The 25,734-nt window shown below is 52.8% G+C and carries 28 protein-coding genes; 27 read left to right on the top strand and 1 reads right to left on the bottom strand.

Annotated features, from left to right (window positions below):
* The first annotated feature begins 45 nt into the window (after nt 1-45).
* From KI379_RS17785 to KI379_RS17745, 9 genes are all read left to right on the top strand, one after another.
* Nucleotides 46-1,173 (top strand): hypothetical protein, encoded by a 1,128-nt coding sequence (locus KI379_RS17785; RefSeq protein WP_089548042.1) that lies wholly within the window; start codon nt 46-48, stop codon nt 1,171-1,173.
* A gap of 44 nt (nt 1,174-1,217) precedes the next feature.
* Complete coding sequence (locus tag KI379_RS17780) at nt 1,218-1,724, top strand: gamma carbonic anhydrase family protein (RefSeq protein ID WP_089548041.1); 507 nt, start codon at nt 1,218-1,220, stop codon at nt 1,722-1,724.
* Between the two features lie 24 nt (nt 1,725-1,748).
* Entirely contained in the window at nt 1,749-1,928 is a 180-nt protein-coding gene (locus KI379_RS17775) for an IDEAL domain-containing protein (RefSeq protein ID WP_076170113.1), read from the top strand.
* A 151-nt stretch (nt 1,929-2,079) separates the two neighbouring features.
* Nucleotides 2,080-2,520 (top strand): DUF2487 family protein, encoded by a 441-nt coding sequence (locus KI379_RS17770; protein ID WP_212984347.1) that lies wholly within the window; start codon nt 2,080-2,082, stop codon nt 2,518-2,520.
* Nucleotides 2,521-2,690: 170 nt separating this feature from the next.
* A complete protein-coding gene (locus KI379_RS17765) occupies nt 2,691-3,233 on the top strand; it encodes a ubiquinol-cytochrome c reductase iron-sulfur subunit (RefSeq protein WP_179232023.1) in 543 nt (180 codons plus the stop codon).
* Between the two features lie 15 nt (nt 3,234-3,248).
* On the top strand, nt 3,249-3,920 hold the full coding sequence (gene qcrB, locus KI379_RS17760; RefSeq protein ID WP_076170115.1) for a menaquinol-cytochrome c reductase cytochrome b subunit: 672 nt from the start codon (nt 3,249-3,251) through the stop codon (nt 3,918-3,920).
* Between the two features lie 19 nt (nt 3,921-3,939).
* Nucleotides 3,940-4,815, top strand: coding sequence for a menaquinol-cytochrome c reductase cytochrome b/c subunit (locus KI379_RS17755; protein ID WP_076170116.1), 876 nt, complete (start codon nt 3,940-3,942; stop codon nt 4,813-4,815).
* A 151-nt stretch (nt 4,816-4,966) separates the two neighbouring features.
* Nucleotides 4,967-5,590: a DUF1405 domain-containing protein gene (locus KI379_RS17750; RefSeq protein ID WP_076170117.1), complete on the top strand. Its 624-nt coding sequence runs from the start codon at nt 4,967-4,969 to the stop codon at nt 5,588-5,590.
* Between the two features lie 61 nt (nt 5,591-5,651).
* Nucleotides 5,652-6,533 (top strand): sporulation protein YpjB, encoded by an 882-nt coding sequence (locus KI379_RS17745; RefSeq protein WP_076170118.1) that lies wholly within the window; start codon nt 5,652-5,654, stop codon nt 6,531-6,533.
* A gap of 84 nt (nt 6,534-6,617) precedes the next feature.
* On the opposite strand, the gene KI379_RS17740 is transcribed toward KI379_RS17745, so the two are convergent.
* Nucleotides 6,618-7,487, bottom strand: coding sequence for a YitT family protein (locus KI379_RS17740; RefSeq protein ID WP_076170119.1), 870 nt, complete (start codon nt 7,485-7,487; stop codon nt 6,618-6,620).
* A gap of 187 nt (nt 7,488-7,674) precedes the next feature.
* Between KI379_RS17740 and KI379_RS17735 the strand changes: the two genes are divergently transcribed.
* The 18 genes from KI379_RS17735 to KI379_RS17650 all read left to right on the top strand — a co-directional run bounded on the left by KI379_RS17735 (nt 7,675) and on the right by KI379_RS17650 (nt 25,619).
* Nucleotides 7,675-8,004, top strand: coding sequence for a nucleotide pyrophosphohydrolase (locus KI379_RS17735; protein ID WP_076170120.1), 330 nt, complete (start codon nt 7,675-7,677; stop codon nt 8,002-8,004).
* 50 nt (nt 8,005-8,054) lie between these two features.
* Entirely contained in the window at nt 8,055-8,591 is a 537-nt protein-coding gene (locus KI379_RS17730; protein WP_076170121.1) for a tetratricopeptide repeat protein, read from the top strand.
* 116 nt (nt 8,592-8,707) lie between these two features.
* On the top strand, nt 8,708-9,508 hold the full coding sequence (gene dapB / locus KI379_RS17725; RefSeq protein ID WP_145132014.1) for a 4-hydroxy-tetrahydrodipicolinate reductase: 801 nt from the start codon (nt 8,708-8,710) through the stop codon (nt 9,506-9,508).
* An 18-nt stretch (nt 9,509-9,526) separates the two neighbouring features.
* Nucleotides 9,527-9,949, top strand: coding sequence for a methylglyoxal synthase (gene mgsA, locus KI379_RS17720; RefSeq protein WP_145132016.1), 423 nt, complete (start codon nt 9,527-9,529; stop codon nt 9,947-9,949).
* Nucleotides 9,946-10,650: a bacillithiol biosynthesis deacetylase BshB1 gene (gene bshB1 / locus KI379_RS17715; RefSeq protein ID WP_212984346.1), complete on the top strand. Its 705-nt coding sequence runs from the start codon at nt 9,946-9,948 to the stop codon at nt 10,648-10,650. Before mgsA ends, bshB1 begins: the two co-directional genes overlap by 4 nt.
* Before the next feature lie 208 nt (nt 10,651-10,858).
* The gene (bshA, locus tag KI379_RS17710; RefSeq protein ID WP_212984345.1) at nt 10,859-12,022 is read left to right on the top strand and encodes an N-acetyl-alpha-D-glucosaminyl L-malate synthase BshA; all 1,164 of its coding nucleotides are present in this window, start codon (nt 10,859-10,861) and stop codon (nt 12,020-12,022) included.
* Nucleotides 12,023-12,053: 31 nt separating this feature from the next.
* Complete coding sequence (locus KI379_RS17705) at nt 12,054-13,319, top strand: CCA tRNA nucleotidyltransferase (protein WP_212984344.1); 1,266 nt, start codon at nt 12,054-12,056, stop codon at nt 13,317-13,319.
* The gene (locus KI379_RS17700; RefSeq protein ID WP_212984343.1) at nt 13,306-14,280 is read left to right on the top strand and encodes a biotin--[acetyl-CoA-carboxylase] ligase; all 975 of its coding nucleotides are present in this window, start codon (nt 13,306-13,308) and stop codon (nt 14,278-14,280) included. Before KI379_RS17705 ends, KI379_RS17700 begins: the two co-directional genes overlap by 14 nt.
* Nucleotides 14,281-14,552: 272 nt before the next feature.
* Nucleotides 14,553-15,425: a 3-methyl-2-oxobutanoate hydroxymethyltransferase gene (gene panB / locus KI379_RS17695; protein ID WP_212984342.1), complete on the top strand. Its 873-nt coding sequence runs from the start codon at nt 14,553-14,555 to the stop codon at nt 15,423-15,425.
* Nucleotides 15,422-16,309: a pantoate--beta-alanine ligase gene (gene panC, locus KI379_RS17690; RefSeq protein WP_212984341.1), complete on the top strand. Its 888-nt coding sequence runs from the start codon at nt 15,422-15,424 to the stop codon at nt 16,307-16,309. The genes panB and panC overlap by 4 nt, the downstream gene beginning before the upstream one ends.
* A gap of 3 nt (nt 16,310-16,312) precedes the next feature.
* Nucleotides 16,313-16,696 carry an aspartate 1-decarboxylase gene (gene panD, locus KI379_RS17685; RefSeq protein ID WP_076170868.1) on the top strand — a complete coding sequence of 128 codons (384 nt, stop codon included), beginning with the start codon at nt 16,313-16,315 and terminating at the stop codon, nt 16,694-16,696.
* Between the two features lie 135 nt (nt 16,697-16,831).
* Nucleotides 16,832-17,461, top strand: coding sequence for a tetratricopeptide repeat protein (locus tag KI379_RS17680; protein WP_212984340.1), 630 nt, complete (start codon nt 16,832-16,834; stop codon nt 17,459-17,461).
* A gap of 153 nt (nt 17,462-17,614) precedes the next feature.
* Nucleotides 17,615-20,476: an ATP-dependent DNA helicase DinG gene (gene dinG, locus KI379_RS17675; RefSeq protein ID WP_212984339.1), complete on the top strand. Its 2,862-nt coding sequence runs from the start codon at nt 17,615-17,617 to the stop codon at nt 20,474-20,476.
* 116 nt (nt 20,477-20,592) lie between these two features.
* Entirely contained in the window at nt 20,593-21,279 is a 687-nt protein-coding gene (locus tag KI379_RS17670; RefSeq protein WP_076170875.1) for a redox-sensing transcriptional repressor Rex, read from the top strand.
* Nucleotides 21,233-22,567 (top strand): amidohydrolase, encoded by a 1,335-nt coding sequence (locus KI379_RS17665; RefSeq protein ID WP_212984338.1) that lies wholly within the window; start codon nt 21,233-21,235, stop codon nt 22,565-22,567. Before KI379_RS17670 ends, KI379_RS17665 begins: the two co-directional genes overlap by 47 nt.
* 41 nt (nt 22,568-22,608) lie before the next feature.
* A complete protein-coding gene (locus KI379_RS17660) occupies nt 22,609-23,127 on the top strand; it encodes a cell wall elongation regulator TseB-like domain-containing protein (RefSeq protein ID WP_076170879.1) in 519 nt (172 codons plus the stop codon).
* Between the two features lie 465 nt (nt 23,128-23,592).
* Nucleotides 23,593-24,117: a hypothetical protein gene (locus KI379_RS17655; RefSeq protein ID WP_116229723.1), complete on the top strand. Its 525-nt coding sequence runs from the start codon at nt 23,593-23,595 to the stop codon at nt 24,115-24,117.
* Entirely contained in the window at nt 24,117-25,619 is a 1,503-nt protein-coding gene (locus KI379_RS17650; RefSeq protein ID WP_116229724.1) for an AAA family ATPase, read from the top strand. The genes KI379_RS17655 and KI379_RS17650 overlap by 1 nt, the downstream gene beginning before the upstream one ends.
* The last annotated feature ends 115 nt before the right edge of the window (nt 25,620-25,734 follow it).

Genomic DNA, 25,734 nt, shown 5'->3' with positions numbered 1-25,734 from the left:
GTAATAATTCCCATAATGGTAGTAAAACGGCGAGGCGATGATGACATGAATTTAGCGGATATGCTTTCGTATGCGGATATCGGCCAGCTGACTACCATTGCAAGCCACTACCAATGCCAGTGCAAGCGGAATTCCAAGCATGAACTGATCCAGAGCATCCTGGTCACGCTGAACCGGAGGGAGTTTATCGCGCAGCAGGTTAACACGGTTTCCCTTCAAGATTTACGCTTTCTGAACTCAGTCTTGTTTGACAGCAGATCGTTTTACAGCGTAGAAGATTTGGCGGCTGTCGTCCGGCAGACGGCTTTTGACCTCCCGGCAAACGAGGTGCATGAGACCCCGAGGGAAGCTATCGCCCGCTATAAGCGAAGCGGCTGGCTGTTCAACGGAATGACATCAAGCACCAAGTATCTGTTTCAAATGCCGAGTGATCTGAAGGACCGGTTCCGGGCCGAGCTTGGACACGCACTGAAGCGAAAGGTCGTTAAATCCGGAGAGCCTCCGGTTTACCGGGAAGAGCAGGATCTGTGCGCCGAGGATCTGATGTACATGCTGAAGTATGTGAACCAGCAGGAGATCGAGCTGAATCAGGAATTCGTAATGTACAAGCGATACCAGCAGCAGTTAATGGACATGTTCCATGTCAGCGAGCCTCTGCTGACCAAAGGGGGATGGCGCTTTGGCTACGGCAGGAGCTTCAATGCATACCCCAACCGGATGGCGCTTCTGTATGACTATGCGTTCTACCATAGATATATCGAAGAAAACGGCAGCCGGCTGGAACTGTCGGGCAAGGGCGCAGAGCTGCTGGAAAGCGGGACGAAAGAGAGCATGGTACAAATTTTCCGCTTTTGGTTAAAACTTTATAAAAGCGCCATACCTAACTTGGCATCCCTCGTATATTGGACCGGGGAATGCGCCAAGGAATGGGTAACCGCCGCTTCCCTGCATGATGCTTTGGGCTGGCTGATCAAACCGTTTTATTACGACACTGCAGAGTCGATATTAAATGAAAGAATTATCGCGATGATGATGCATCTTGGGCTGATCCGCATCGGAGAAAGTCCGGAGAGCGGCATGGTTTTGAAGATGACCGCTTTCGGACAAAAGCTGGCCAGCAAAAGCCTGAACCTCGGAAGCGGCGAGCTGGAACCGCTCATTGACAAGTCATAGCCGCCTTGTTACAATCACTCCCAAAGTTAAGGGGTGATGAAAACATGCTGTTACCTTACGGCCAGCATCTGCCAAAAATCCACCCGTCCGTCTATGTCGCGGAGGGTGCCAAAATTGTCGGTGACGTTCAAATTGGACAGCAATCAAGCGTATGGTTTAACGCCGTGCTTCGGGGTGATATGGCACCCATTGTGATCGGTGACCGGTGCAATATTCAGGATGGAGCGGTAGGTCACGTCAATACGGACGAGCCGCTGATTCTGGAGGACGACGTCTCCGTCGGACATGCCGCCATCGTTCACGGCTGCACAATAGGCAAAGGTACATTAATCGGAATGGGGGCCATCGTACTGAACGGGGCCGAGATTGGTGAATATGCTTTAATAGGGGCAGGATCTATCGTTACTGAAAATAAAAAAATACCACCCTATACGCTTTCTCTGGGTTCGCCGGCGAGAGTGGTCCGTGAATTAACCGAAGAAGACTTGCGCAGAATGTATCGTACCACTCAAAACTATGTGGACAAGGGTAAAGAGTATAGGATGTTCTAATCAAAGGTTCGGAGGTGCATCCTAATGGATAAGATGAAAGCTACTTATGAAGTCATGTTGGGGCTGGCGGCTGAAATGGTATGGGACGAAGCGTTGCGAAAACACCGGAGCGAGGAGCTTTACCGTGAAATAGACAGGGCTCTGGCATCCGGAGACGAGGCGGCTTTCCGTAACCTGACGGATGAACTGAAGTTGCTTAATTAAGTGGAATAAATGAAAAGAAATGCAGGCTTTCATGCTGCATTTCTTTTTTGTTGGGACGGCCTGCGCGAATGAATTTTACAAATTGCTGACACGGGAACAAGCATATTATAGAATGGAATGGTGAAAAATAATGGAAAGGGTGAACCCTTGAATGAAGTTCAGCGAAGTGGAAGAGGCAACATGGAGTGAGCTCTCCCCCTATTTCGACACCTGCCTCATCCCTTACACCGGCCTGTCGGGCAAAGAGTCTCCCATAGAAGCGACGGAGGCGCTGGCGAGGCTGCGGGATTTTATGGACCTGGTCGAGATCCCGTTTAAAGGGAGGATCATTACATATCCGGCCGTACAATACGGCCAAGGAGAGGATCTGTCGTTATTGCAGGAAGTTTGTCGCAATGTTAGGGAAGCGGGCTTTGCTTACGTCATTGTCATGACGGCAGACATCGAGCTGATCCAAGGAAAGATTGAAAGCTGTGATTTGGTTCTGTCCCGGAAAGTATACAATGAAGAAACGGGCGGAGCAGGTATAGCAGGCCAGATTAAGGATAAAATACAGGAAATGTGGCAGCGTGACAGCAAGATGGAAATGTGACAGAAATTCAACAATTTAATTGGCTAAATCTTCTTCCGCCTGATAAAAGAGTTGGATATTCTTGACGGTCTTATAAGGCTAATATATTATTATTATGTCCTAGTAAGTCGTGTGATAATAATCATTGAAAGCACTTTAAGACTTGGTTGACAAAGGGGGTTGAAGACATTATGAGCAACCAAAATGAGCACCATGAACCATCTCACAAACCACCCGGTCGTAAAGAAATGTCCCGTCGACAATTTCTGACTTATACATTGGGCGGTGCCACTGCTTACATGGCAGCCGGTGCAGTCCTGCCGATGGTGCGTTTTGCTGTGGATCCGATCCTGCACAAGAAGGGCGAGGGAGAGTTCATTAAAGTTGTCGAAGAAAGCAAAATTACCGACGAGCCTCAAGAATTCTCTTTTGAGCTGAAGCAGCAGGATGGATGGTATGCAAGCACTGCTACATTAACTGCTTGGATACGCAAGGATGAACAGGGAAAAATCTATGCGCTGTCCCCGATCTGTAAGCATTTGGGCTGTACGGTCGGCTGGAACAATGATAAAAGCTTCCCGGATGAATACCACTGCCCATGCCACGGGGCGCGTTATACCAAAGAAGGCAAGAACTTGGCCGTTGCGCCAAAGCCGCTCGACACTTACAAAATAAAGATTGAAAACGGTTGGGTGTACCTTGGCGGAGTCGAGCCGAATACTGAAGTAAAATAGGAGGCGTAGAATCGGATGTTTAAGAATGTCTACAACTGGATTGATGAACGTCTTGATGTCACGCCGATTTGGAGAGACGTGGCGGACCATGAAGTGCCGGAGCACGTTAACCCGGCGCATCATTTCTCTGCGTTTGTATACTGTTTTGGCGGATTGACGTTTTTTATCACGGTCATCCAGATCCTGTCGGGGATGTTCCTGACCATGTATTACGTTCCGGACATCATTAACGCCTACGCCAGCGTTGAGTACCTGCAGACGAAAGTAGCCTTCGGGCAAATCGTCCGCGGTATGCACCACTGGGGGGCGAGCTTGGTTATCGTTATGATGTTCCTACATACCATGCGCGTGTTCTTCACAGGTTCCTATAAGGCGCCTCGCGAAATGAACTGGGTTGTGGGTATGCTGATTTTCTTTATCATGCTGGGCTTGGGCCTGACAGGCTATCTCCTTCCTTGGGATAACAAAGCCTACTTTGCAACAAAGGTTACGCTGGAAATTGCGAATTCCGTTCCATGGCTTGGGCCGATCATTAAGGAATTCCTGCAGGGCGGTACGATTGTAGGTGCCGAGACGTTAACGCGTTTCTTCGCACTTCACGTCTTTTTCCTCCCGGCCGTGTTGCTCATTCTTCTGGTCGGACATTTTATCATGATCCGCAGACAGGGCATTTCCGGTCCACTATAATAAGAAGGGAGGAATATCGATGGCACACGGTAACAATTCAAAAGAAAAAGTGGTGTATGTCGGCGACTCGCGCGTCCGTAAAGGCAACGGGTTCATTACACCGCCGGACTACACGTCGTATCCAGGCAAATCGGAAGCGTTTATCCCTAACTTTCTTTTGAAAGAATGGATGGTCGGTGTTGTCGTACTTGTCGGATTTCTGGTGCTCACCATTGCGGAGCCGGCTCCACTGTGGTTCCCTGCGAACCCAAGTGCGTCCATTATCCCGATGCCTGACTGGTACTTCTTGTTCTTGTACCAATATCTGAAATTGCCGTACGCATCCGGAAGTTACGTCGTTCTCGGCACGATTGGTGTAAGCGGTGTAGCGTTTGGTTCACTGCTGCTGGCTCCTTTCCTGGACACTGGCAAAGAGCGCCGTTTTTACCGCAGACCGATCGCTTCCTCGCTGATGTTTCTCTCTTTGATCGCCGTGGTGTACCTGACGAACTCCGCATGGCACCACTACAAAGAAGAAATGGCTGCAACCGGTCAAATTCCGGAGAACATCCAGCGTGAAGAGAAAGCTGCCGAAAACAAGGCAAAAGGACTTCCGACGACCAGCGCGAACCAGCAAAAAGAGATCGCGATCGTCGATAAAGAAGATCCGGCAATGGAATCTTATAAAAAAGCTGGCTGCATTACCTGCCACGCAGCGGATATGAAAGGTGCTGCGGGTCCGTCTCTCCGTGGAGTCGGCGACAAACATAACAAAGAAGACATTCTGAAAATCATCAAAGAGGGCTATGAAGGTAAGATGCCTGCCATGTACGACTCAGCAATCGCTGCAGGCCTGACCGACAAAGACATTGATCATTTGGCAGAATGGCTTTCGAAGCAAAAGGCAGAGCAATAAGCGGCCATACTTATGAAAACCTGATCGTATTTACGATCAGGTTTTTTTAAGAGATCAGAAAGTATGCTTACATGCTAAAAACACAATGAACGAAGCTCAATAACCCAGCTTTAGCGGTAAAGGGATCGTGGGAGTACAAGGAGGGACAAGCGTGTCGATCGCTTATTTCTGGAGCCGTTCGCTCCTCGGAAACCGGGGATTTTTATGGCTCCTGTTATGGTGTAACCTGCTCGGAACAGTATACGGTTACTATTGGTATGCGGAACAAATGGAATATACCGTGGCGAACAACCCGTTCTGGCAGGTCATTTTCGTTCCGGACAGTCCGACGGCAAGCTTATTTTTTACGATCGCAGTCTATACGCTGCTGTATCCGCCTAGGACGAAGTTCGGATACGGATTCCGGCTGCTAATTGAGGCGCTGGCCGTCGTCACGTCGGTGAAATACGGCATCTGGGCGGTGAGCATCATATTTGCCGGATATGCACAGGGTTCCCCGCTGGTATGGCAGGACTGGATGCTGGTCCTCTCCCATTCAGCGATGGCCATTGAAGCGCTGCTGTACGTCCGCCTGTTCAAGTTAGGCGAGACGATGCTGATTCCGGCTGTGGCCTGGACATTCCTGAACGATACGGTGGATTATACATACGGGGTATTTCCTTGGCTGCCCGTTCAGCTGATGGACGATATCGCGAGCGTACAATATTTTACTTTCGGTTTGACGCTGTTCAGCGCGCTGCTGGCTTGGCTTGTCATCAGACAGGCAAGGCGCTGACTTGAAGTTCAGTTCTAGGGACATCCCTTCTGCCATACATATACGGTAGGAGGGATGTCCCATGTTACGTAGAGGCACGGCTGCCAGATGGAGCCTGGCGGTCATCGTGGTGCTGCTTGGACTCGGCTGCAGTCTATCCTGGGTGGCGGCGGACGCCGATACGCTGTCGGCTGCAGGAGGCTCAGACGGGAATGCTGAGGCGGTGAAGCAGGCGGAGCAGCTCGATCTGCTGGCCGACTCGCTTTATCAGCATGTACTGGAGGGTAACATCAATCTCGTCCGGCAGGAAATTCTGCAGGCCAGCGATATATTTGAGCATTCATCCTTTCAAGGCTTGACGAGTGTGGAAGGATTTCATGCCTTATCGGAGAGCTTGGTGGAAATGAAGGAAGCGACGAATCAGGCGCAAATCCAGCAGGAACAATGGCAGACGGCTTCGGCCAAATTCCGGTTGGCAGCGGACAGCTTAAGTCACCCCAAACAGCCGATGTGGATGCAGTACTACAAGGTGCTTCGTGAGGACCTGAGCGAAATGAAGGCCCGGGCGGCCGCTGCCGACTCCCGGGGGATGAAAGCGGCTTACGAGAGCCTGCAGAACCATTATGAGATCATCCGCCCGGCCGTGATCATTCAGCGTAAACCGGAGGAAATCACAGCAGCGGATGCCTGGGTATCTTATGCAGGCGGCTTGGTTCAGTCTTCATCGTCCTCGGCTGCCGAAATTCAGGATGTCGTGACTTCCGGCGAGGAAGTGTTTAACGGCTTATTCGGTAAGAAAAAAGACGATAACCCGGCCTTCGCCCCCATTGACGAGGTCAACGGACTGTGGCCGTGGACCTTCTGGGCCGGCTCGTTCATCATCCTGATCCTGACTTATACCGGTTACCGGAAATATAAAGGGGAGCGGGAAAGCTTTAAAAGCGTGAAGCCCAAAGAGCTGTAGTTCATATGGGGTACTGGGCCGCATTTGCTGTCCATTGGAAAAGCCCGCCGGCTTCAACAGCCGGGGGCTTTTTTGTGCTTTTGATTATTCTTCCTTAAAACCTTCGCCGTGAACGTCGTGCACATCACTAATGATGACGAATGCCCGCGGGTCCACCGATTTCACAATATCGTGGAGCCTGCGGATCTCCTGGCGTCCGACGACGCAGTAGGCCATATGCTTGGCCTGCTTGGAGTACGCGCCTATGGCCGGAATCAGCGTAACGCCCCGCTCCATCTCGACCGTGATTTGGTCGGCGATTTCCTGGGCGTGGTCGCTAATAATCGTAAAGGCTTTGGCTGCATAGGCACCTTCCTGGATAAAGTCAATCACCCTGGAGGCGATGAAGACGGCTACGAAGGTGTACAGGATCCGCTCTCTGGGGATGAAGAACAGGGAAGCCCCAATAATGATAATATCGATCACGAGGATAACCCGTCCCATGCTCCAGCCAAATCGCCGGTTGCAAATGCGTGCAATGATATCGGATCCGCCGGTCGTCCCGCCGAAGCGGAATACGACGCCCAGCCCGGCTCCGAGAGTGACGCCTGCATACAGGGAAGCCAATATGTAGTCTCTTTCCGTTTGAAACGGCGTGATCCACCCGGCATCAATCAGCTTTTCGATGAACCACAGAAAAAACGTCAGCGATGCGATCCCGACGCCCGTATAAATCATCTGTCTGCCGCCAAGGATCTTCCAGCCGAGAAGGAAGAGCGGGATGTTCAGTACCAGGGTCGACAGGGAAGGCGGAATGGAAAATGCATAATTCAGGAGGACCGTTACCCCTGTAACGCCCCCTTCCATCAGCTGGTTAGGGATAATGAAATAAAGCAGGCCGAAGGCATATACGGCAGAGCCCAGTATGATGGGCAATACGAGCTTGAGCTGAATAAACAACTTGGATGAACTCATGAAATCCCCCGCAATACCAGAAGTAGGAAGAAAGGTTTTTCTTCGCTCCATTCCATAGTATACCTTTTTCCCCGGCGATTAAAAAATATTTGTTTTCATTTCCGCTTTGCGATAACATATGGAGTAAACTAGCGTCCGGCGTGACGTGAAGCATTGTACATACGAAAGAGGGGGACGGTTCGGTATCATGGAGAAGTCATTGGCAGAGATGCAGCGGGAAGTCGACCGGTACATCTCCCAGTTCAAAGAAGGGTATTTCAGTCCGTTATCGATGCTGGCAAGGATGTCCGAAGAGGTCGGTGAGCTCGCCCGCGAGGTGAACCACCGGTTTGGGGAAAAGCCGAAGAAGCCTTCCGAAGCGGATAATTCCATTGAGCTTGAGCTCGGAGATATATTGTTCATAACGATGTGCTTTGCGAATTCGCTGGGGATCGACCTGACGGAAGCGCATGACAAGGTCATGCACAAATTCAATACGCGCGATAAGGACCGTTGGACGAAAAAGGACACCGATTAGGCGAAATGAACATATGCTGTAGGAAAACCGCCTGAACGGGGGGAGCAGCTATGCAGTCCGAACCTTTTGTCCAAAAGGCTTACCATTGTATTTTGCAGAACGATTTTGAAGAAGCACTTCATTGGTTTGAAGCAGCGATCGCCGAAAACCCCGAGGATGCAGAAATTCATTATAGATGCTCCGTAACCTATGCAAGAAGCAACCGGCTGGATAAGGCCATGGAACGTGCGCTAGAAGCCTCCAGGCTTGCACCCGATAAGCCGGAATACGGTTTGTATGTTCAGCATTTGCAGGCGATGCGCATCGTGCAGGATGCGAAGAAAACGATCGATTCTCCCGATGTAGCACCTGCCAATCAATTGTATGAAACGGTATCTATTTTGAAGGAAGCGGTGCGGCTCGACCCGCTCTACGGGGAGGCGTATATTTGGCTTGCGCTTGCCTACAGCCAGCTGAACGAGCACGCGCTTGCCATATCGGCTATCAAGGAAGTCATCGCCCTTCAACCCCATGACCACGGCCTGCAGGATATGCTGGAGCAGTTAAAAGGCCGGCTAAACTCGTATTTATACGATTCATCCACCTAAATAGAATGAACTAAAGTTTATCTCATGTAATGTCTGGATCCCCGGGTCATTTTTCCGTGTCAGAACAGGACTTTCTTTAGTTCATTCTATAAATCATGAGAAAGTGGGGAGCTAACATGTCAACCATCAAAGTAGCCGTCGCAGGAGCAGCCGGCAGAATGGGCAAGGAAGTCGTCAAACTGGTACTCGAGGATCCTGATCTGGAGCTGGTTGCCGCCGTCGGACGGTCCGGAGAGGGGACGGACGCAGGCACTTTGGCCGGACTACCGGAATGCGGCGTGAAGCTGACCTCCGATCTGGAGATGGCACTGGTCGAAGGAAGGCCGGACGTGCTGGTGGACTTTACGACACCGCAGTTCGCATACCCCAACACGGTCTTGGCTGTATCCCACGGGGTTCGTCCCGTGATCGGCACAACGGGCTTCACCCCGGAACAAATCGAAGAGTTGGACAAGCAGTGCAAGGAGAAGGGGATCGGCGGGCTGATCGCACCGAATTTCTCCATCGGGGCCATTCTGATGATGAAATTTGCGGCGCAGGCAGCCAAGTATTTCCCACATCTCGAAATCATGGAATTCCATGGGGATCAGAAGCTCGACGCGCCTTCCGGCACCGCCATCAAAACGGCTGAAATGATCGCTCAGAACCGCCAGGAGATCCGCCAAGGAAATCCGAACGAGGAAGAGACGATTGAAGGCTCGCGCGGAGGATATTATAACGGTTTCCGCATTCACAGCGTCCGCCTTCCTGGCGTATTCGCCCAGCAGGAGGTATTGTTTGGAGGCTTTGGCCAAACGCTGAAGATTCGCCACGATTCCTATGAGCGGGCAGGATATATGCCTGGTGTCAAAATGGCGGTTGAGAAGGTTATGACGTACGAGGGTATGGTTTACGGGTTTGACCATTTTATAGAGTAGTTCAGGAGGGGTTACAACATGCTAAAAATCGCATTCATCGCACATGACCGAAAAAAAGACGAGATGGTCAACTTTGTCACGGCTTATGAGCATGTGTTTGAGGGACACCAGCTGTATTCCACAGGAACGACCGGACAACGGATTATGGAGGGCACGAACCTGAAAATCCACCGGTTCATGTCGGGTCCGCTCGGCGGTGACCAGCAGATCGGGGCGCTCGTGGCCGAGAATGAGATGGACCTCATTATTTTCCTGCGGGATCCGCTGATGGCTCAGCCTCACGAGCCGGACATCAATGCGCTTCTCCGTCTTTGCGACGTCCAGGGGATTCCGCTTGCGACTAACATCGCAACGGCCGAAATTTTGGTCAAGGCGCTGGACCGCGGAGATTTTGCCTGGCGCGAGCTGGTACATAAATATAAGCCGGGTGCTGAAATATGAGTGAACGGCTGGATATTCTGATTTTCGGTGCCCATGCGGACGATGCCGAAATCGGGATGGGCGGCACGATCATCAAGCATGTGCAGGCCGGGCTTAAAGTGGGGATCTGCGATTTGACCTATGCGGAAATGTCCTCTAATGGAACGGTCGAGCGCAGGAAGCAGGAAGCGGCGGCCGCGGCTGGCGTTCTTGGTCTTTCCATGCGGAGCAGCCTTGGACTGCCGGACCGTGGACTGTTCATCACGCCGGAGCATGTGGACGCCATCACTGCGGAAATCCGCCGTCATGCGCCGAGGGTCGTTTTCGCTCCGTATTGGGAAGACCGCCATCCCGATCATGTAGCCTGCAGCAAGCTGGTTGAGGAAGCGGTGTTCAACGCCAAGCTGCGCCGGTACATGCCGGACAAGCCGCCTGTACAGGTGGAGCAGCTGTATTTTTACTTCATTAATGATATGGGCAGAGCCGATTTGATGGTGGATATTACCGCACAGCAGGAAATGAAGGAACAGGCGCTCCTGTGTTACCGGTCGCAGTTTGAGATGACTCCGGTTGAAGGAGATACGGTGGTTACCCCGCTGAATCAGGGATATATCGAACGCGTCAGATCCCGCGACCGGCTGACCGGCCAGCGCAGGCTCATTCCCTACGCGGAAGGCTTTGCGATCAAGTCGCCTTACGTCGTGGACATGTTCATTTCATGATCCGAATAATGACCGATAGACAGGACTGAAGTCAAGCGCCCAATCTTTAGGCTTGATTTCAGTTCTGACTTTTTATAAGCTGAAAGCGCGCAATCGAAATACCCGGTTGAGCGGTTGTACGCTGTAAAATGAAACGTCGCCAGACGTTTTTAATATTCTCTGGGTACATAATATAGAGAAGGCATGTAAAGAAGGGGGGACACGAAGCTTGGGTCAATCACTTAAAATTGGCATCACCTGCTATCCGTCACTCGGAGGCTCAGGTGTAGTCGCGACCGAGCTCGGCAAGCTGCTGGCCGAAAAGGGCCACCAGGTACACTTTATTGCCCACAGCATTCCATTCCGGCTGGGAGGGCAATTCCATAAAAACATTTTTTATCATGAGGTCGAAGTCAGTGATTATTACGTATTCCGCTATCCTCCTTATGACTTATCCCTTGCGACCAAAATGGCACAAGTGGCCAATATGCAGCAGCTGGACATTTTACACGTCCATTACGCGGTTCCTCACGCGGTGTGCGCCTTCTTGGCCAAGCAGATGGTAGGAAGCAACCTGAAGGTGGTCACGACGCTTCATGGCACGGATATTACGGTACTGGCGCAGGACGAATCGTTAAAGGATCTGATACGCCTTGCGATCAACGAAAGCGATGCGGTCACGGCGGTATCCGGAGACTTGATCCGGGAAACCCGTGAAGTGCTGGATATCAGTCGCGATATCGATCTGACGTACAATTTTGTGGATAAGCGCATCTATTATCCGCGCGATACGTCCTCGCTCCGTGGCGACTATGCCGAACCGGACGAGAAAATTTTGATGCATATTTCCAACTTCCGCCCGGTCAAACGCGTCGGTGACGTCGTGGACATCTTCGCCAAAGTCAACGAGCGGATGCCATCCAAGCTGCTGTTCGTCGGGGAAGGTCCGGAGCTGCCGAAGGTCCAATGCAAGATCAGGGAGCTCGGACTGGAACATAAAGTCCACTTTTTGGGCAAGCAGGACGAGATCGCACAAGTCATCTCATTGGCTGACGTGCTGCTTCTTCCATCGGAAAAAGAAAGCTTCGGCCTGGTTGCGCTTGAAGCGATGGCATGCGGCGTTCCGACGGTGGGATCGCTCGCCGGTGGAATTCCCGAACTGGTGGTTCACGGCGAGACCGGGTTCCTGTCCCCGATCGGAGATACGGACCAGATGGCCGATCAAGTGCTGCGGCTGCTGACGGATAGCGATCTTGCCGCACGGTTCCGCGAGGCCTGTCTGACCCGGGCATGCCGGGAATTTTCTGACGCATTGATCACACGCAAGTATGAACAGATCTATTATCGCGTTCTCGGACGCGAGGTGCCCCAGCTGGATGCGGTGTGCAGATAAGAGGTAGTCATTTAGGGGGTCATGGAAAGTTATGAAATGGAAGCAGGCGGATGCCGGGATGGCGGGCTGCGCCGAGCAGGTGCTGTCCGTCCTCGAAGCGCATGGGCATGAAGCGTATTGGGTCGGCGGATGCGTGCGTGATGAACTGATGGGCCGGCCGGTCAACGACATGGATATTACGACATCGGCACGCCCCGACGAAGTGACCCGGCTCTTTGAACGGACGGTGCCTACGGGGATTGAGCACGGAACGGTCACCGTTCTGGTTGGAAACTACGCCTTTGAGGTTACTACATATCGGGTGGAAGGTTCATACGAAAATCACCGCCGGCCGGCGGAAGTGGCCTTTGTGCGAAATCTGTCCGAGGATTTGCGCCGCCGGGATTTCACGATGAACGCGATTGCCTGTGACCGGCAGGGACGGATCGTTGACCCTTACCATGGTGAAAACGACATTCGAAAAGGCATCATCCGCTGCGTTGGAGAGGCCCGTGTCCGCTTTCAGGAGGATGCCCTACGGATGGTCCGATGCATCCGATTTGCCTCGGTGTTCGGTTACCGCATTGCCTTTAACACCTGGAAAGGCCTTCTCCTGGAAAGAGAAGGAATTCAGTATATCGCGCTGGAGCGGATCCGGGCGGAGCTCGACAAAATGATGGAGGGCCCTCATCCTTATCTCGGCCTGGGCCTGCTGGGAAGGAGCCGATTGCTGGAAAAAGCCCGGGTACCGTTTACATCTAGCACCGTGGACGCCTCCCTGTCCAGGATCGGCGACATCCCTTCCAAGGAGACCGCTGTCAGATGGGCCCTGCTTATGCTGGCCTGCGGCTTATCCGGACAGGATGCCGGAAACCTGATGCGCCAGTATACGTTTTCCAACGATGCCCGCGAGAGGGTTGAAGCCCTTTTGTATTTGGACGAAGAGGTAAAAGGGTTGAGTGGCGAGACCCATCTTAGAGAGCAGTGGGTAGGTCTAGTACTGAAATACGGTAAAGAATCTATCCGGCGCTGGCTCCTGCTTTGCTCAGTACTGCCGCAGGAGAACAGGGGGACGGCAGCGGATGAGCTGCTGGCCCGCGGGCTGGAATGGATGGACGAAATGAGGATTTTCCACCTGCAGGAGCTGCAGATCGGCGGCTCCGATTTGATTGCGATTTCGGGCAAAAGGGGCGGACCTTGGGTGGGAGAACTGCTGAAGCAATTGCTGTTTAAAGCGGCGGCAGGCATGCTGCCCAATACGAAATTGGATTTGACAGAAGAAGTGAGACGGGTGATGGTTACCGATGAAAAAGGCTGAGACCCTTTTGGATATACTGCTGGATGCGGAAGAATTTGTTTCGGGCGAGGAGATCAGCCGGCGGCTGTCGGTCAGCAGAACCGCGGTCTGGAAACAGATCAACAAGCTCCGTGAGGCAGGGTACGAATTTGAAGCGGTTCCTCATAAAGGCTACCGGATTGTCAGCAAGCCGGACCTGCTGGACCAGCAGGAGCTGGCGCAGCGGATACAGTCTAAAGTGATGGGATCGCAGCTGAAAATATTGGGGACGACGGTATCGACGCAGGAAGAAGCGAAAGCGCTGGCTGAGGAGGGGGCGCCGGAAGGCACCCTGGTCATTGCCGAAGAACAGACCGGCGGCAAGGGGAGGATGGGCCGCAAATGGTTTTCTCCCTATGGTAAAGGCATCTGGATGAGCCTGGTCCTTCGGCCAGAGCAGCCGCTCCATTACACACCGCAGCTTACGCTCTTGACCGGAGTGGCGGTGTGCCGGGCGGTCCGCAAGGTTACAGGCGTCATGGCCGGTTTGAAATGGCCGAACGACCTGCTGGTCGACGGGCGGAAAATTTGCGGCATCTTGCTGGAGTCGGCGGCGGAGGACGAGCATGTCCGCTACTGCATTGCCGGCATCGGAATCAGCGCCAACCTGGACCGCGACGATTATCCGGAAGAGCTGACGGGGATCGGAACTTCCCTGAAGATCGAGGCGGGTGAGCCGATCGACCGGATGGCGCTCATCGCCACGGTGATGGAAGAGTTTGAAATGCTGTACGAGCTGTACCGCAAAGACGGATTTCAGCCGGTCGCCTCGCTGTGGGAGGCGCTGTCGGTAACGTTGGGCAAGCGTGTGTCGATTCAGACCGCACGCGGGCCGATCGAAGGAATGGCCGACGGGCTTGATGCAAGCGGCGCGCTTCGAGTTCGTACCGATTCGGGAGAGCAGATTCCTGTTTTTTCCGGAGATGTCGAACTTAGACGATGAAAATATAATGAATTTTTGCTATAATGACATGTAGAGGCGGTATCGACAGATGATCGAACTGCACTCTGCATGTTTTTGTTTGAAGAACACCCTCATAACTGCAAATGGAATATTGCCGTTACGTTGGATTCTGCTCTGAGCCGGAAGGACCGAGACAGAAGGGACGATCGCAAGTGACCCTTTATGCCCTTTCGGACCTTTTTAGTGACTCACTAAAAGGTTTTTTTGTTTTTATCCTATTTTTCACACCCATCGAAAGGGGAAGAAGCACAATGGCAAACAAACAACCACTGAATATCGTGAAAATGAAAAAGATGAAGGCGGATGGCATCCCGCTCTCCATGGTAACCGCCTATGACTATCCTTCGGCGAGCTTGGCGGAGGAAGCCGGCGTGGACATGATTCTGGTCGGGGATTCGCTCGGGAACGTGGTGCTCGGTTATGATTCCACGCTGCCGGTCACGATCGACGACATGGTGTACCATACGAGATCGGTTGTCAGAGGCGCCGGGCATACATTTATCGTGGCTGATATGCCGTTTATGACGTACCACGGAAGCATCGACAGCACGCTGGACAACGTCAAACGCCTGATGCAGGACGGTCATGCCCATGCTGTGAAAATGGAAGGCGGACGCGAAATCTGCAACGCGGTGGAAACGATCGTCAAAGCCGGCGTTCCCGTGCTTGGCCACATCGGCTTAACGCCGCAGTCGGTGAACCAGATCGGGGGTTACCGGATTCAAGGTAAAGACGAGGCGGATGCCGCCAGATTGCTGGAAGATGCGAAGGCTCTCGAAAAAGCAGGGGCCTTCGGCGTTGTGCTTGAACTGGTAACGGAGGAAGTGGCCCGCTATATTTCCGAGCAGCTGTCGATTCCCACCATCGGGATTGGCGCCGGACGGTATGTCGACGGCCAGGTGCTCGTATTCCATGATTTGTTTAAGTACGCATCCCCGTATCGCGACAAGCGTTTTGTCAAAACCTATGGTGACATCGGAACGATCGTTCGCGACGGGATCAGCCAGTACGTTCATGACGTGAAGAGCCGCTCTTTTCCGGATGAGACCCATGTATTTACGGCAGACGATCAGGTCGTCGAGAACTTGTACGGCAAAGGAAAGGAGAAGGTGGGACGCGCATGAAAGCTGTAAGAACGATTGAAGAACTGCGCAGCGGTATACGGGCGCTACAAATAAATTTGGGACCGGAAGCCACGGTCGGCCTGGTTCCAACGATGGGTTATTTGCATGAGGGGCATGCCAGTTTAATCCGCCGTGCCCGCAAAGATAATGGAATTGTCGTCGTCAGCATCTTCGTTAACCCGATCCAGTTCGGTCCGGGCGAGGACTACGAAACTTATCCGCGTGACGAAGCAAGAGATCTGGCACTGGCTGAAGCGGAAGGAGCGGATCTGGTCTTCCTTCCGTCGGTGGAGACGATGTATCCGCAGCCGACCAAGACCAAAATCATGGTGTCGGACATTACGACCCGTTTGTGCGGAGCCTCCCGTCCGGGGCATTTTGACGGCGTGACGACGGTGGTGAGCAAGCTGTTCAACATCGTTCAGCCCGATAAAGGTTATTTTGGCATGAAAGATGTGCAGCAGGTCGCCGTGCTTCAGCAGATGGTACAGGATCTCAACATGAACGTAGAGATTGTTCCCTGCCCGATCGTACGTGAGGAAGACGGCCTAGCTCTAAGCTCGCGCAACGTGTACCTGAGCGAAGAGGAACGCCGGCAGGCGCTTGTGCTGTCACGCTCTCTGCGCGAGGCTGCGGCCGCTGTGAGCGAGGGGACGGCGATAACCGCCGGGGACATTCGAAACCTCCTGCAGCGCGTCATCAGCCAGTCTCCGCTGGCCGATATCGAATACGCCGAGGTCGTGTCTTTCCCAGGGCTTCAGCCTTATCCCGATGACGAAGAAATCAGCCGGAAGGACGAGGCCGTCCTGATGGCACTAGCCGTCCGTTTCGGTCGGACGCGCCTGATCGATAACCGTTTATTTAATCCCAAGGAGGCGAATTGACCGATGTACAGAACGATGATGAAATCCAAAATCCACCGTGCGACCGTAACCGAAGCGAATTTGAATTATGTGGGAAGCATAACGATCGATGAAGATTTGATGGAAGCCGCCGACCTGCTGGAGAACGAAAAGGTCCAAGTGGTGGATAACAATAACGGGGCGCGTCTGGAAACCTATGTCATCCCAGGTCCCCGCGGGAGCGGTGTGATTTGTTTGAACGGGGCGGCAGCCCGCATGGTTCAGCCCGGTGACACCGTCATTATTATATCCTATGCCGTCATGTCCGATGAGGAAATCAAAAGCCACAAGCCGACGGTAGTTTTTGTGAATGAATCCAACAAGCCGATGAATACAATGAGCAAAGAGGTTCACGCCACGATTATTTAAGGACTGGTCATGTATGCGCGGGGAAGCTAAGACAAGGAATGGCAGCCCGGAGCGGGAATGAAAAAGCCCGGGTTAACAAAAAATGAGTTCAGGTGACCGCACTGATTTCATTTTTGTTTAAGGTGGGATGCAGCCATGTTTCAGCATGTATTCGCGGAAATGAACAACATGTTAGACGAAATCGTGAAACATTACCCCACAGCGCAGGAGGCCCAAAAGCATCAGCTGATCCAAAAGTGGAATTTGCTCAAAACGATGAGCGACGGCATCATAGAAGAATGGTTGTCTTTTGAAGAGAAAATGGGCGCTTTCCGGGAGCAGGCCAAGATCGCCCCTGTATTTCCGCAGCATGAAACGCCCGAGGTCGAGATGGATTCCTTTATCCGGGGGCAGGGATATTTCAAGCTGCTGATGTACAGGCAGGCGGCCCAGCAATTTGCGCAGGTGATCCTTGAATTCCCCGACAGCTTTTTGGCCCGGATGTACTTGGCTATGGCGTATTTGCACCTGGAGGAGCCGGCGGAAGCCCGCCATCATTTCCAGTGGATTCTGCCGCTTGCCCAGCATCCCAAGCTGAAGGCGATGGTGCTGAATGCGCTTGGCTGTGTCGAGGCGATGCAAGGGCAGCTTGGCAAGGCCCAGGATTATTTTACGCTGGCGCTTTCGCATGATCCCTCGTTCCCGGATCCGCTCATGAATCTGCAGGTTTGCCAGCAACAGTGCGGTCAGCTTCATTATGGAAGCCAGTTAATATCGCTGATGTAATGCATGTGAGAAGACGATGCCCGCTGCACGGAAAGCGCCGGGTGTCGTCTTTTTCTATAGAACCGGAAGTTCAAGTTTTTCCTTCCTTGAATTTTCAAATGTGAAATCTTCTGTTATGCTGTTAAGGAGACTGGACGAAAGGATTTAGGAATCATGAAATTTGCCGTACTTGACTTCGAAACGACAGGCAACCAGTCCGCAGACGAAATTATTCAAGTTGGACTTGCCATTATAGAAGAGGATGGGACGATTTCAAAGGTGTATGGCTCTTATGTCAACCCGGGTATCGAAATCCCTCCGTTTATTACGGGACTTACCGGCATTACGAATGAGGATGTGGCCGCAGCTCCGGCCCTGGAAGAAATGATGATGGAGCTCGTGCCGCTGCTCGACGACGTGGTCCTGGTAGGGCATAATGTAGCATTCGATTTTAATTTTTTGCAAAACGCACTCGACCGGTGCGGCTATTTGCCGTTCTCTGGGCGGATTCTGGACACGCTCGACCTGCTCAAAATATGCTTCCCTTCGCTGACTTCCTATCAGCTGGGCATGGTGACCGGACACTTCGGTCTTCAGCATGACCGGCCGCATCAGGCCGACAGCGACGCTTTGGCGACGGCATACGTTCTGCTGAAGTGCCTGGATGAGCTGAACAGCCTGCCGTTGATTACGCTGCAGCGGCTGGCCGAGCTGTTTGCCGATGAGGACAGCGACCTCGGCTGGTATTTCGACGGTCTCTGCCAGGAGAAGGAGCGGGAACCCGCTCAAGATCTGAACAGCCACACCTTTTACCGCCAGCTGGCGCTTAAGGTGGAAGACTGGACCGAAATGGCCCCGCCGCGCGACGACGTGGACGACAATCCGCTCAAAGGCGTCGAGTTTAAGGAATATTTGGCCGAGATCGAAAAACGGCTGCGCGATATTATGCCTCATTACGAGGAGCGTGAGCCGCAGACGATCATGTTCGACCAGGTGATGAATGCGCTGGATCAGGACAAGCATCTACTGATCGAAGCCGGGACCGGGACGGGCAAGTCGCTCGGCTACCTGATCCCCTCGATTTATCAGAGCGTGAAGCAGGACCAGAAGGTGATGGTCAGCACGCATACGATCAACCTGCAGGAGCAGCTCCGGGAGCGGGATATCCCACTCTTGACACAGGTCGTGCCATTTCCTTTCAAGGCTGCCGTGTTCAAGGGCAGACAGCACTATTTGTGTTTGAGAAAATTTGAACATAAAATAAACAGAAGAGACTTTATCAATCCGAAGGAAGACACCATCACAGCCGCCCAGATGATCGTCTGGCTCGCCCAGACCGAATCGGGTGATGACGAGGAGCTGAGCCTCGGCGGCCGTGCGGGAGACTTCTGGGAGACCGTAAGCAGCGACTCGGACTCCTGTCAGGGCCGTGCCTGTCCTTGGTTCCGCAAGTGTTATTACCACCGGGCCAAGCATGAAGCCGGAATCGCAGATGTCGTCATAACGAACCATTCCAAGCTGTTTACGGACGTCAAGGCAGGCCATCAGCTGCTGCCTTCCTACGAGCGGCTCGTGATCGACGAAGCCCATCACCTGGAAGACGTTGCCGGCAAGCATCTCGGTCTTCATTTGAAGTACTTTACGGTCGTCCATACGCTGACACGGCTCTATAAGGACGCCCGGAGCGGGCAGCTGCCGGCTCTTCGCCAGCTGCTTCAATCGTCGGCCTATGAGCAGGCCGGTGAATGGACCGCCGTTATCGACCGGATGAGCGAGGATTTGGTCGATGTCAAAGAGCACTGGGACAAGCTGAGCGAATTGCTCTTCAACTTGCTTCCGGAACGGAGCGACGCTGCTCCCGGCGACGGCGGCCAGTATACGCTGCGCCTTCAGCCGGGGAAAAAGCCGAAAGAGTGGGAGACGCTGGCGGCGCTCGAAAACCAGATCTTTGTCACGGTGGGGGAAATCGTCCGCAAAGGCGAAAAGATGCTGGCCGAATACAAGGAGGAGCAGGATGATTACGGTTCCGACAGCCTGATCACCGATATCGGCGGGCTGCTCAAGGACCTCAGCTCCGAGCGGGAGAATCTCCGCTTCTTTATGACGCTGAACGACGAAACCGTCGTGTACTGGATGGAAGCGAGCGGCCATTTCCGCAGCAAATCGCTCCAGCTGTACGCTGTTCCGGTTGACGTCAGCAAGCAGCTCAAGGAACTGTTTTTTGATAAGAAAAAGAGCGTCATCCTGACGTCCGCCACCTTATCCGTAGATAAATCGTTCCAGTATATGATCGATAACCTCGGACTGCAGGAGGACCAGGACAGCGGACGCCTTGTGACGGTCCAGCTTCCGTCCCCGTTCCGGTACAGGGACCAGGCGCTGCTCGTCATTCCGCGGGATTTTCCAAGCGTGAAGGGAAGCGTCGGGGACGCCCTGTTTGTCGAAACGCTGGCCCGCTCACTAGCGGACGCCGCGATCGCGACCCACGGCCGGATGCTGGTGCTGTTCACCTCATACCGCATGCTGCGCCAGGTATACGAGCCGCTGAAAGAAGCCCTTGCACAAAGCGACATCGCCGTGCTTGGACAGGGCGTAGACAGCGGCAGCCGCACGAAGCTGATCCGGCGGTTTACGGACAGCAGCGCTTCGGTGCTGCTTGGAACAAGCAGCTTCTGGGAAGGCGTGGACATCCCGGGTGAAGCGCTGACTTGCCTGGCAATCGTCCGGCTCCCGTTTCAGCCGCCGAACCATCCGCTGGTGGAAGCGAAGAGCGAGCTGCTGCAGCGCCAGAAGAAGAACCCGTTCATGAAGCTGTCGGTCCCGCAGGCCGTCATCCGCTTCAAGCAGGGCTTCGGGCGGCTGGTCCGCACCGCCCATGACCGGGGCATCGTCATCGTATACGATACGCGCGTTATCGAATCGTATTACGGGAAGTACTTCCTGTACTCGCTGCCTGGACCGAAAATGGAGCATATGCAGACAGACCAGATGGTTCCGCGCATCTCTGAATGGCTTCATCAGGACGGTGTGTCTTAAATGAGTCCATTAGATAGATTGAACTAAAGCGGTTAGAACAGGAAATTCAATGCAAAACTTTAGTTCAATCTATATAACCAAATAAATATTCAAGCCGTTCAATAGGGGGAACATGCATGAAATCGGAGAAAATATCCGAGGCGGTTGTCCGCAGATTGCCTATATATCTTAGATATCTAAATGAGCTGAACAAGCGGGAGGTGGCCACAGTCTCCTCCCAGGAGCTCGGGCAGAAGCTGGATCTCAACCCGGCGCAGATCCGCAAGGATTTGGCGTATTTCGGGGATTTTGGCCGTAAGGGGATAGGGTATGACGTGTCCTATCTCATCGAGAAGATCCGTCAAATTCTGAATTTGGATCAGCAGATCAACGCGGTGCTGGTCGGAGCGGGGAATCTTGGTCAAGCTTTGTCCAACTATAACTTTTACCTGAAGGAAAATATGAAGATCGTGGCCGTGTTTGACGCCAATCCGTCCAAAATCGGCACACGGATCAACACCTTGACGGTACAGGCCATGGATGAGCTGAAAGAAACGATACAAAGCAAAAATATCCGGATCGGGATCATTACCGTCCCGGATTTCGAAGCACAAAACGTCGCCGATCAGCTGATTGCGGCCGGGATCGAGGCGATTCTGAATTTTGCGCCGACGATTCTGAAGGCGCCGGCTAGCATCCGGATCCATGCTGCCGATTTTACGACGGATTTGCTCAGCCTCGCTTATTATTTGAACAACGGAAAGGACGACACGGAAGATGACGGACAATTTGAAGAGCTCCAGCAGCCGGAGCGCCAATCCTAAATGGGCCATCAAGAACGGCAGCTTTGCCGTTTTGCGGCCGGAGCAGCCGGTATTGCACGGCTGGATGGTCATTGAGGGCGACCGCATCACCTATATCGGTGAAGAGGAGCCGCAGCTGGAGGAAGGCGTACAGGTCGTCGACGGCACGCATTTATTTTTTATGCCGGGCCTGATCAACACCCATGGACATACGGCCATGTCGCTGCTGCGCGGTTACGGGGATGACATGGTGCTCCAGGAATGGCTGCAGGAAAAAATGTGGCCGATGGAAGCGAAATTCACGTCCAATGACGTTTACTGGGGGACTTCGCTGTCGGTGCTCGAAATGCTGAAAGGCGGCACGACGACGTTCCTCGATATGTACGATCATATGGATCAGGTGGGCAAAGTGGTGACTGAGTCCGGCATGCGCGCTGCCCTGACCCGCGGTGTCATCGGTCTGTGCCCGGAGGATGTGCAGCGGCACAAGCTGAACGAAGCCATTCAGTTCGCCAAGGACTGGCACGGGCAGGCAGACGGCCGGATCACGGCGATGATTTCTCCGCATGCCCCGTACACATGCCCTCCTGATTTTATCGAGAAGTTCGTTCAGGCGGCGCATGACCTGGATCTGCCGATGCATACGCATATGTCGGAGACCAAGGCGGAAGTGGAGCAGAATGTACGCGATTATGGAACGCGTCCGGCGATTCATTTGGAGAAGCTCGGCATGTTCTCACGGCCGACGATTCTGGCACACGCGGTCCATTTGACAGACGAGGAAATCGACATTTTGGCGAAGCATCATGTGACGGTATCACACAACCCTGGCAGCAACCTGAAGCTGGCGAGCGGTGTGGCCCGCGTTACCGACATGATGCAGGCAGGCATTACGGTTTCCCTGGGAACCGACAGTGCGGCGAGCAACAACAATTTGGACATGTTTGAAGAAATGCGTCTTGCCGCTTTGATACATAAGGGCGTCTCGGGAGATCCGACGGCGGTTCCCGCGGCGGAAGCGCTGCGTATGGGCACGATCTACGGAGCCCAATCCTTGTTCCTGGAGGGAGTCGGTGCACTTGAGGCCGGGATGAAGGCGGATTTTATCGCGGTGAACACGGATCAGGCTCATTTTCTGCCGCGTACGGACTTCATTTCACACGTCATTTATTCGGCCAGCGCGAAGGACGTTGAGCATGTCTGGGTGGACGGGAAGCAGGTCGTGAAGCACGGCAGCTGTCTCACCCTGGACGAGGAACGCATCCGCAGGGAAGCCCAAGCGGCTTTTGAAGGTCTTCTCTCCCGATAAGACCGGGATGATTAGCTCACCTTTCAGAAAGGAAGTTCAGGTTGAAGAACAAGAAAAAATGGATCTTTCTCGGCATTGTCGCCCTGCTGCTGATCATTTTCGGCGCTTACCGTTATTTTATTTACGTGCTGCAGGATCAATGGAGCGAAAAGGACACCGCTATTGCCAAAGCGAAGCAGGAAGCCGGAATCGTGTCGGTCGCCGATGCCCAAAAGTCGGTGTGGGACCAGAACAGCATCTACTGGGTCGTGGAAGGGACGAACAAGACGGGCCAGGAGGTCATGGTCTGGGTGCAGTTCACCGATCAGGGAAAACCCAAGGAAGGCCAGAATACCGTGCATCAAGAGCTTTTGAGCAGCGGTATGTCCAAAGAGAAGATGAAGGCCAAAATCAAAAGCTCCATTCCCGGCATTAAAGATATGCGCCTCGTACCGGGTGTCTATAACGGAGAATACGTATGGCAGCTGTTCTATAAGGTGAAAGATCACTATTACTATCAATTTTACCGGTTCAGCGACGGAGCGGAAATCGGCAGCCCGTTCACGCTGCCCAATCGATGATTTTGTTTAAACGGCCATATCATGCAGAAAGAACCCCATCCTCAAATGGGGTTCTTTGGCTTACAAAGGATAATATTTAAAATATATTCACACTTTACCTTCGATTTAGTATATACAATGTGATATACTCTTATTTGTATTGAAGAGATATATATGACGAACAGCCCGGATTGTACTTTAATTAGAGGATAGCGTTTTTCAGTAAAATTCAGCAGCCCGCTTCAGCTTGGAACAAGATTTTTCTGCTCTTTATTGAAAAACATGGTATATAGAAGTGCTGTCAGATGCGTGTATCTAACGAAGAGATGGTTGTGTTTCGCGACAAGCGCAAAACCATCCATCGAATCGGACGGGAACAGAAGCATGATGGCCGACCAATGGACTTGAACCGCTAACGAAATATTTATTTTTGTCATCTAAAGTTTACTTTTTTTTTGCTTTACCATTTCGAAAGGGGGACAACAAGTGAAATTGCGTCCATTGCCTATTATTATAACTGTTGTTGTATCGGTTGCCGTATTGTTTGGCGGCTGGTTCTTTTATCGGCAAACGACCCTGCAGGGTCCGCTGCAAAAAATCGTCAGCAATTATCAGGGCGTGAATAACGCACATTTTAATATTACCCGCGATCAGGTGGATTTGAAACTCGATTTGAAGCCGAATGTAAATTTGGCTGATTTGGCGGATAAAATCTCCACCGAAGGCAAATCCGTCGTCGGCACCCGGACACTGAAGTTCGATTTTGTGGATCATTCATCGGACAAGCTGAACCAGTATTGGGATAAAGCGATGTTCTCTGTAGCCGAAGCGATGGAAAACAAGCGCTATACGGAAATTCCGGTCAAGCTGCAGGATCTGGCTAAGGGTACCGGAATTCAGACGAAAGCCGAAATGGACACGAAAAATGTCTATATCACGCTGACGGACGGCAGCTCAAGCAAGTTTCTTGTTCTGCCCCGTGATCCCGGCAAGATGGGAGTGTGGGAATAATGCCTAAATTGCTGAAGGAAATTTTGATCGGATTTGTGCCGGTATTATTCATTTTTCTAGCTTTTGTAGGGGTCAATGTCATCCCTCTCATTATCGCCGGCCTGATGATCGGCGGACTCCTGTTTATGACCAATATGAGAGGCGGACTGACGGTAGGTGCGGCTTCGGAACGCAAGCGTAAAAAGGGCGGGCCGAAGAAGCTCACTTTTGAAGAAATCGGCGGCCAGGATAATGCCAAGCAGGAACTGCGCGAGGCACTGGACTTCCTGATCCGTCATGATGAAATCCAGAAGCTCGGCATTCGCCCGTTGAAAGGAATTCTGCTGACGGGACCTCCCGGAACAGGGAAGACGCTGATGGCCAAGGCGGCCGCACATTACACGGATTCGGTATTCGTTGCCGCATCCGGCAGTGAGTTCGTAGAAATGTACGTCGGCGTCGGCGCGGGCCGTGTCCGGGATCTGTTCCGCGACGCGAGAAACCGCGCAGCCAAGGAGAACAAGCAGAGCGCGATCATTTTCATCGATGAGATCGACGTCATCGGCGGCAAGCGCGAAGGCGGGCAGCAGCGCGAATACGATCAGACGCTGAACCAGCTGCTGACCGAGATGGACGGCATCTATTCGTCGGACAGCCCGAGAATCCTTTTGATTGCGGCGACCAACCGCAAGGAGATGCTGGACAGCGCACTGCTTCGTCCGGGACGGTTCGACCGTCATATTCAGGTGGACCTGCCTGACAAGAAGGGACGCAAGCACATCCTAGAGCTGCATGCGAAGAACAAGCCGCTGCACGAGGATGTCAACCTCGATAAAATCGCCGAGGAATCTTACGGCTTCTCCGGCGCCCAGCTGGAGAGCGTTATGAACGAAGCCGCGATCTACACGATGCGTGAAGGTCTGAAAGAGATCGAGCAGCGCCATCTGTCCATGTCCATCGACAAGGTGATGATGGGTGAGCGCACCGACCGTGAATCGACGATCGAAGAGAAGAAACGCGTCGCCATCCATGAGCTTGGACATGCCATCATGGCAGAGCTGGTACGTCCGGGCAGTGTCAGCCAGGTGGCCCTCAGCCCACGCGGCAAGGCGCTCGGTTACGTGCGCCATAACCCGCAGTCGGAGCAGTACCTGTACACGAAATCGTTCCTGGAAGAGCAGATCATGATTGCTCTCGGCGGCGCGGCGTCGGAGGAAATTTTCTACGGCGGACGCAGTACCGGTTCGAGCAACGACTTTGAACAGGCGCTCGACATCGTCAAGACGATGATGAGATCCGGCCTTACGTCTCTTGGCATCGTAAACATGGATATGGTCACGACCGAAGAGCTGATGAAGGTGAACAATGAGATTCTGGAAGACCTGATGGGCAGAACGCGCAGCCTTCTGGAGAACCACCGGATCATTTTCGACAAATCTCTGGATATTTTGCTGGCAGAAGAAACGCTGTCCGGCGAACAATTCCGCAAGCTGTTTCATGAGTTTTCACTACTGCCAGCCTAATGCGCTGGCTCTTTTTTTTACTTTTTTTTAATGCTGCGTTATTATTATAAGTTGGGTCGTAAATGTATTTTTCGACAAGAAGGGTACAATAAATATAGAAGACCATGGAAGGTGG

Origin of the sequence: Paenibacillus cineris (genome assembly GCF_018333335.1) — a bacterium.
Classification (GTDB): Bacteria; Bacillota; Bacilli; order Paenibacillales; family Paenibacillaceae; genus Paenibacillus_AQ; species Paenibacillus_AQ favisporus.
The sequence above is the reverse complement of the archived record's forward strand: the minus strand, read 5'-3'. Positions and strand labels throughout refer to the sequence as shown.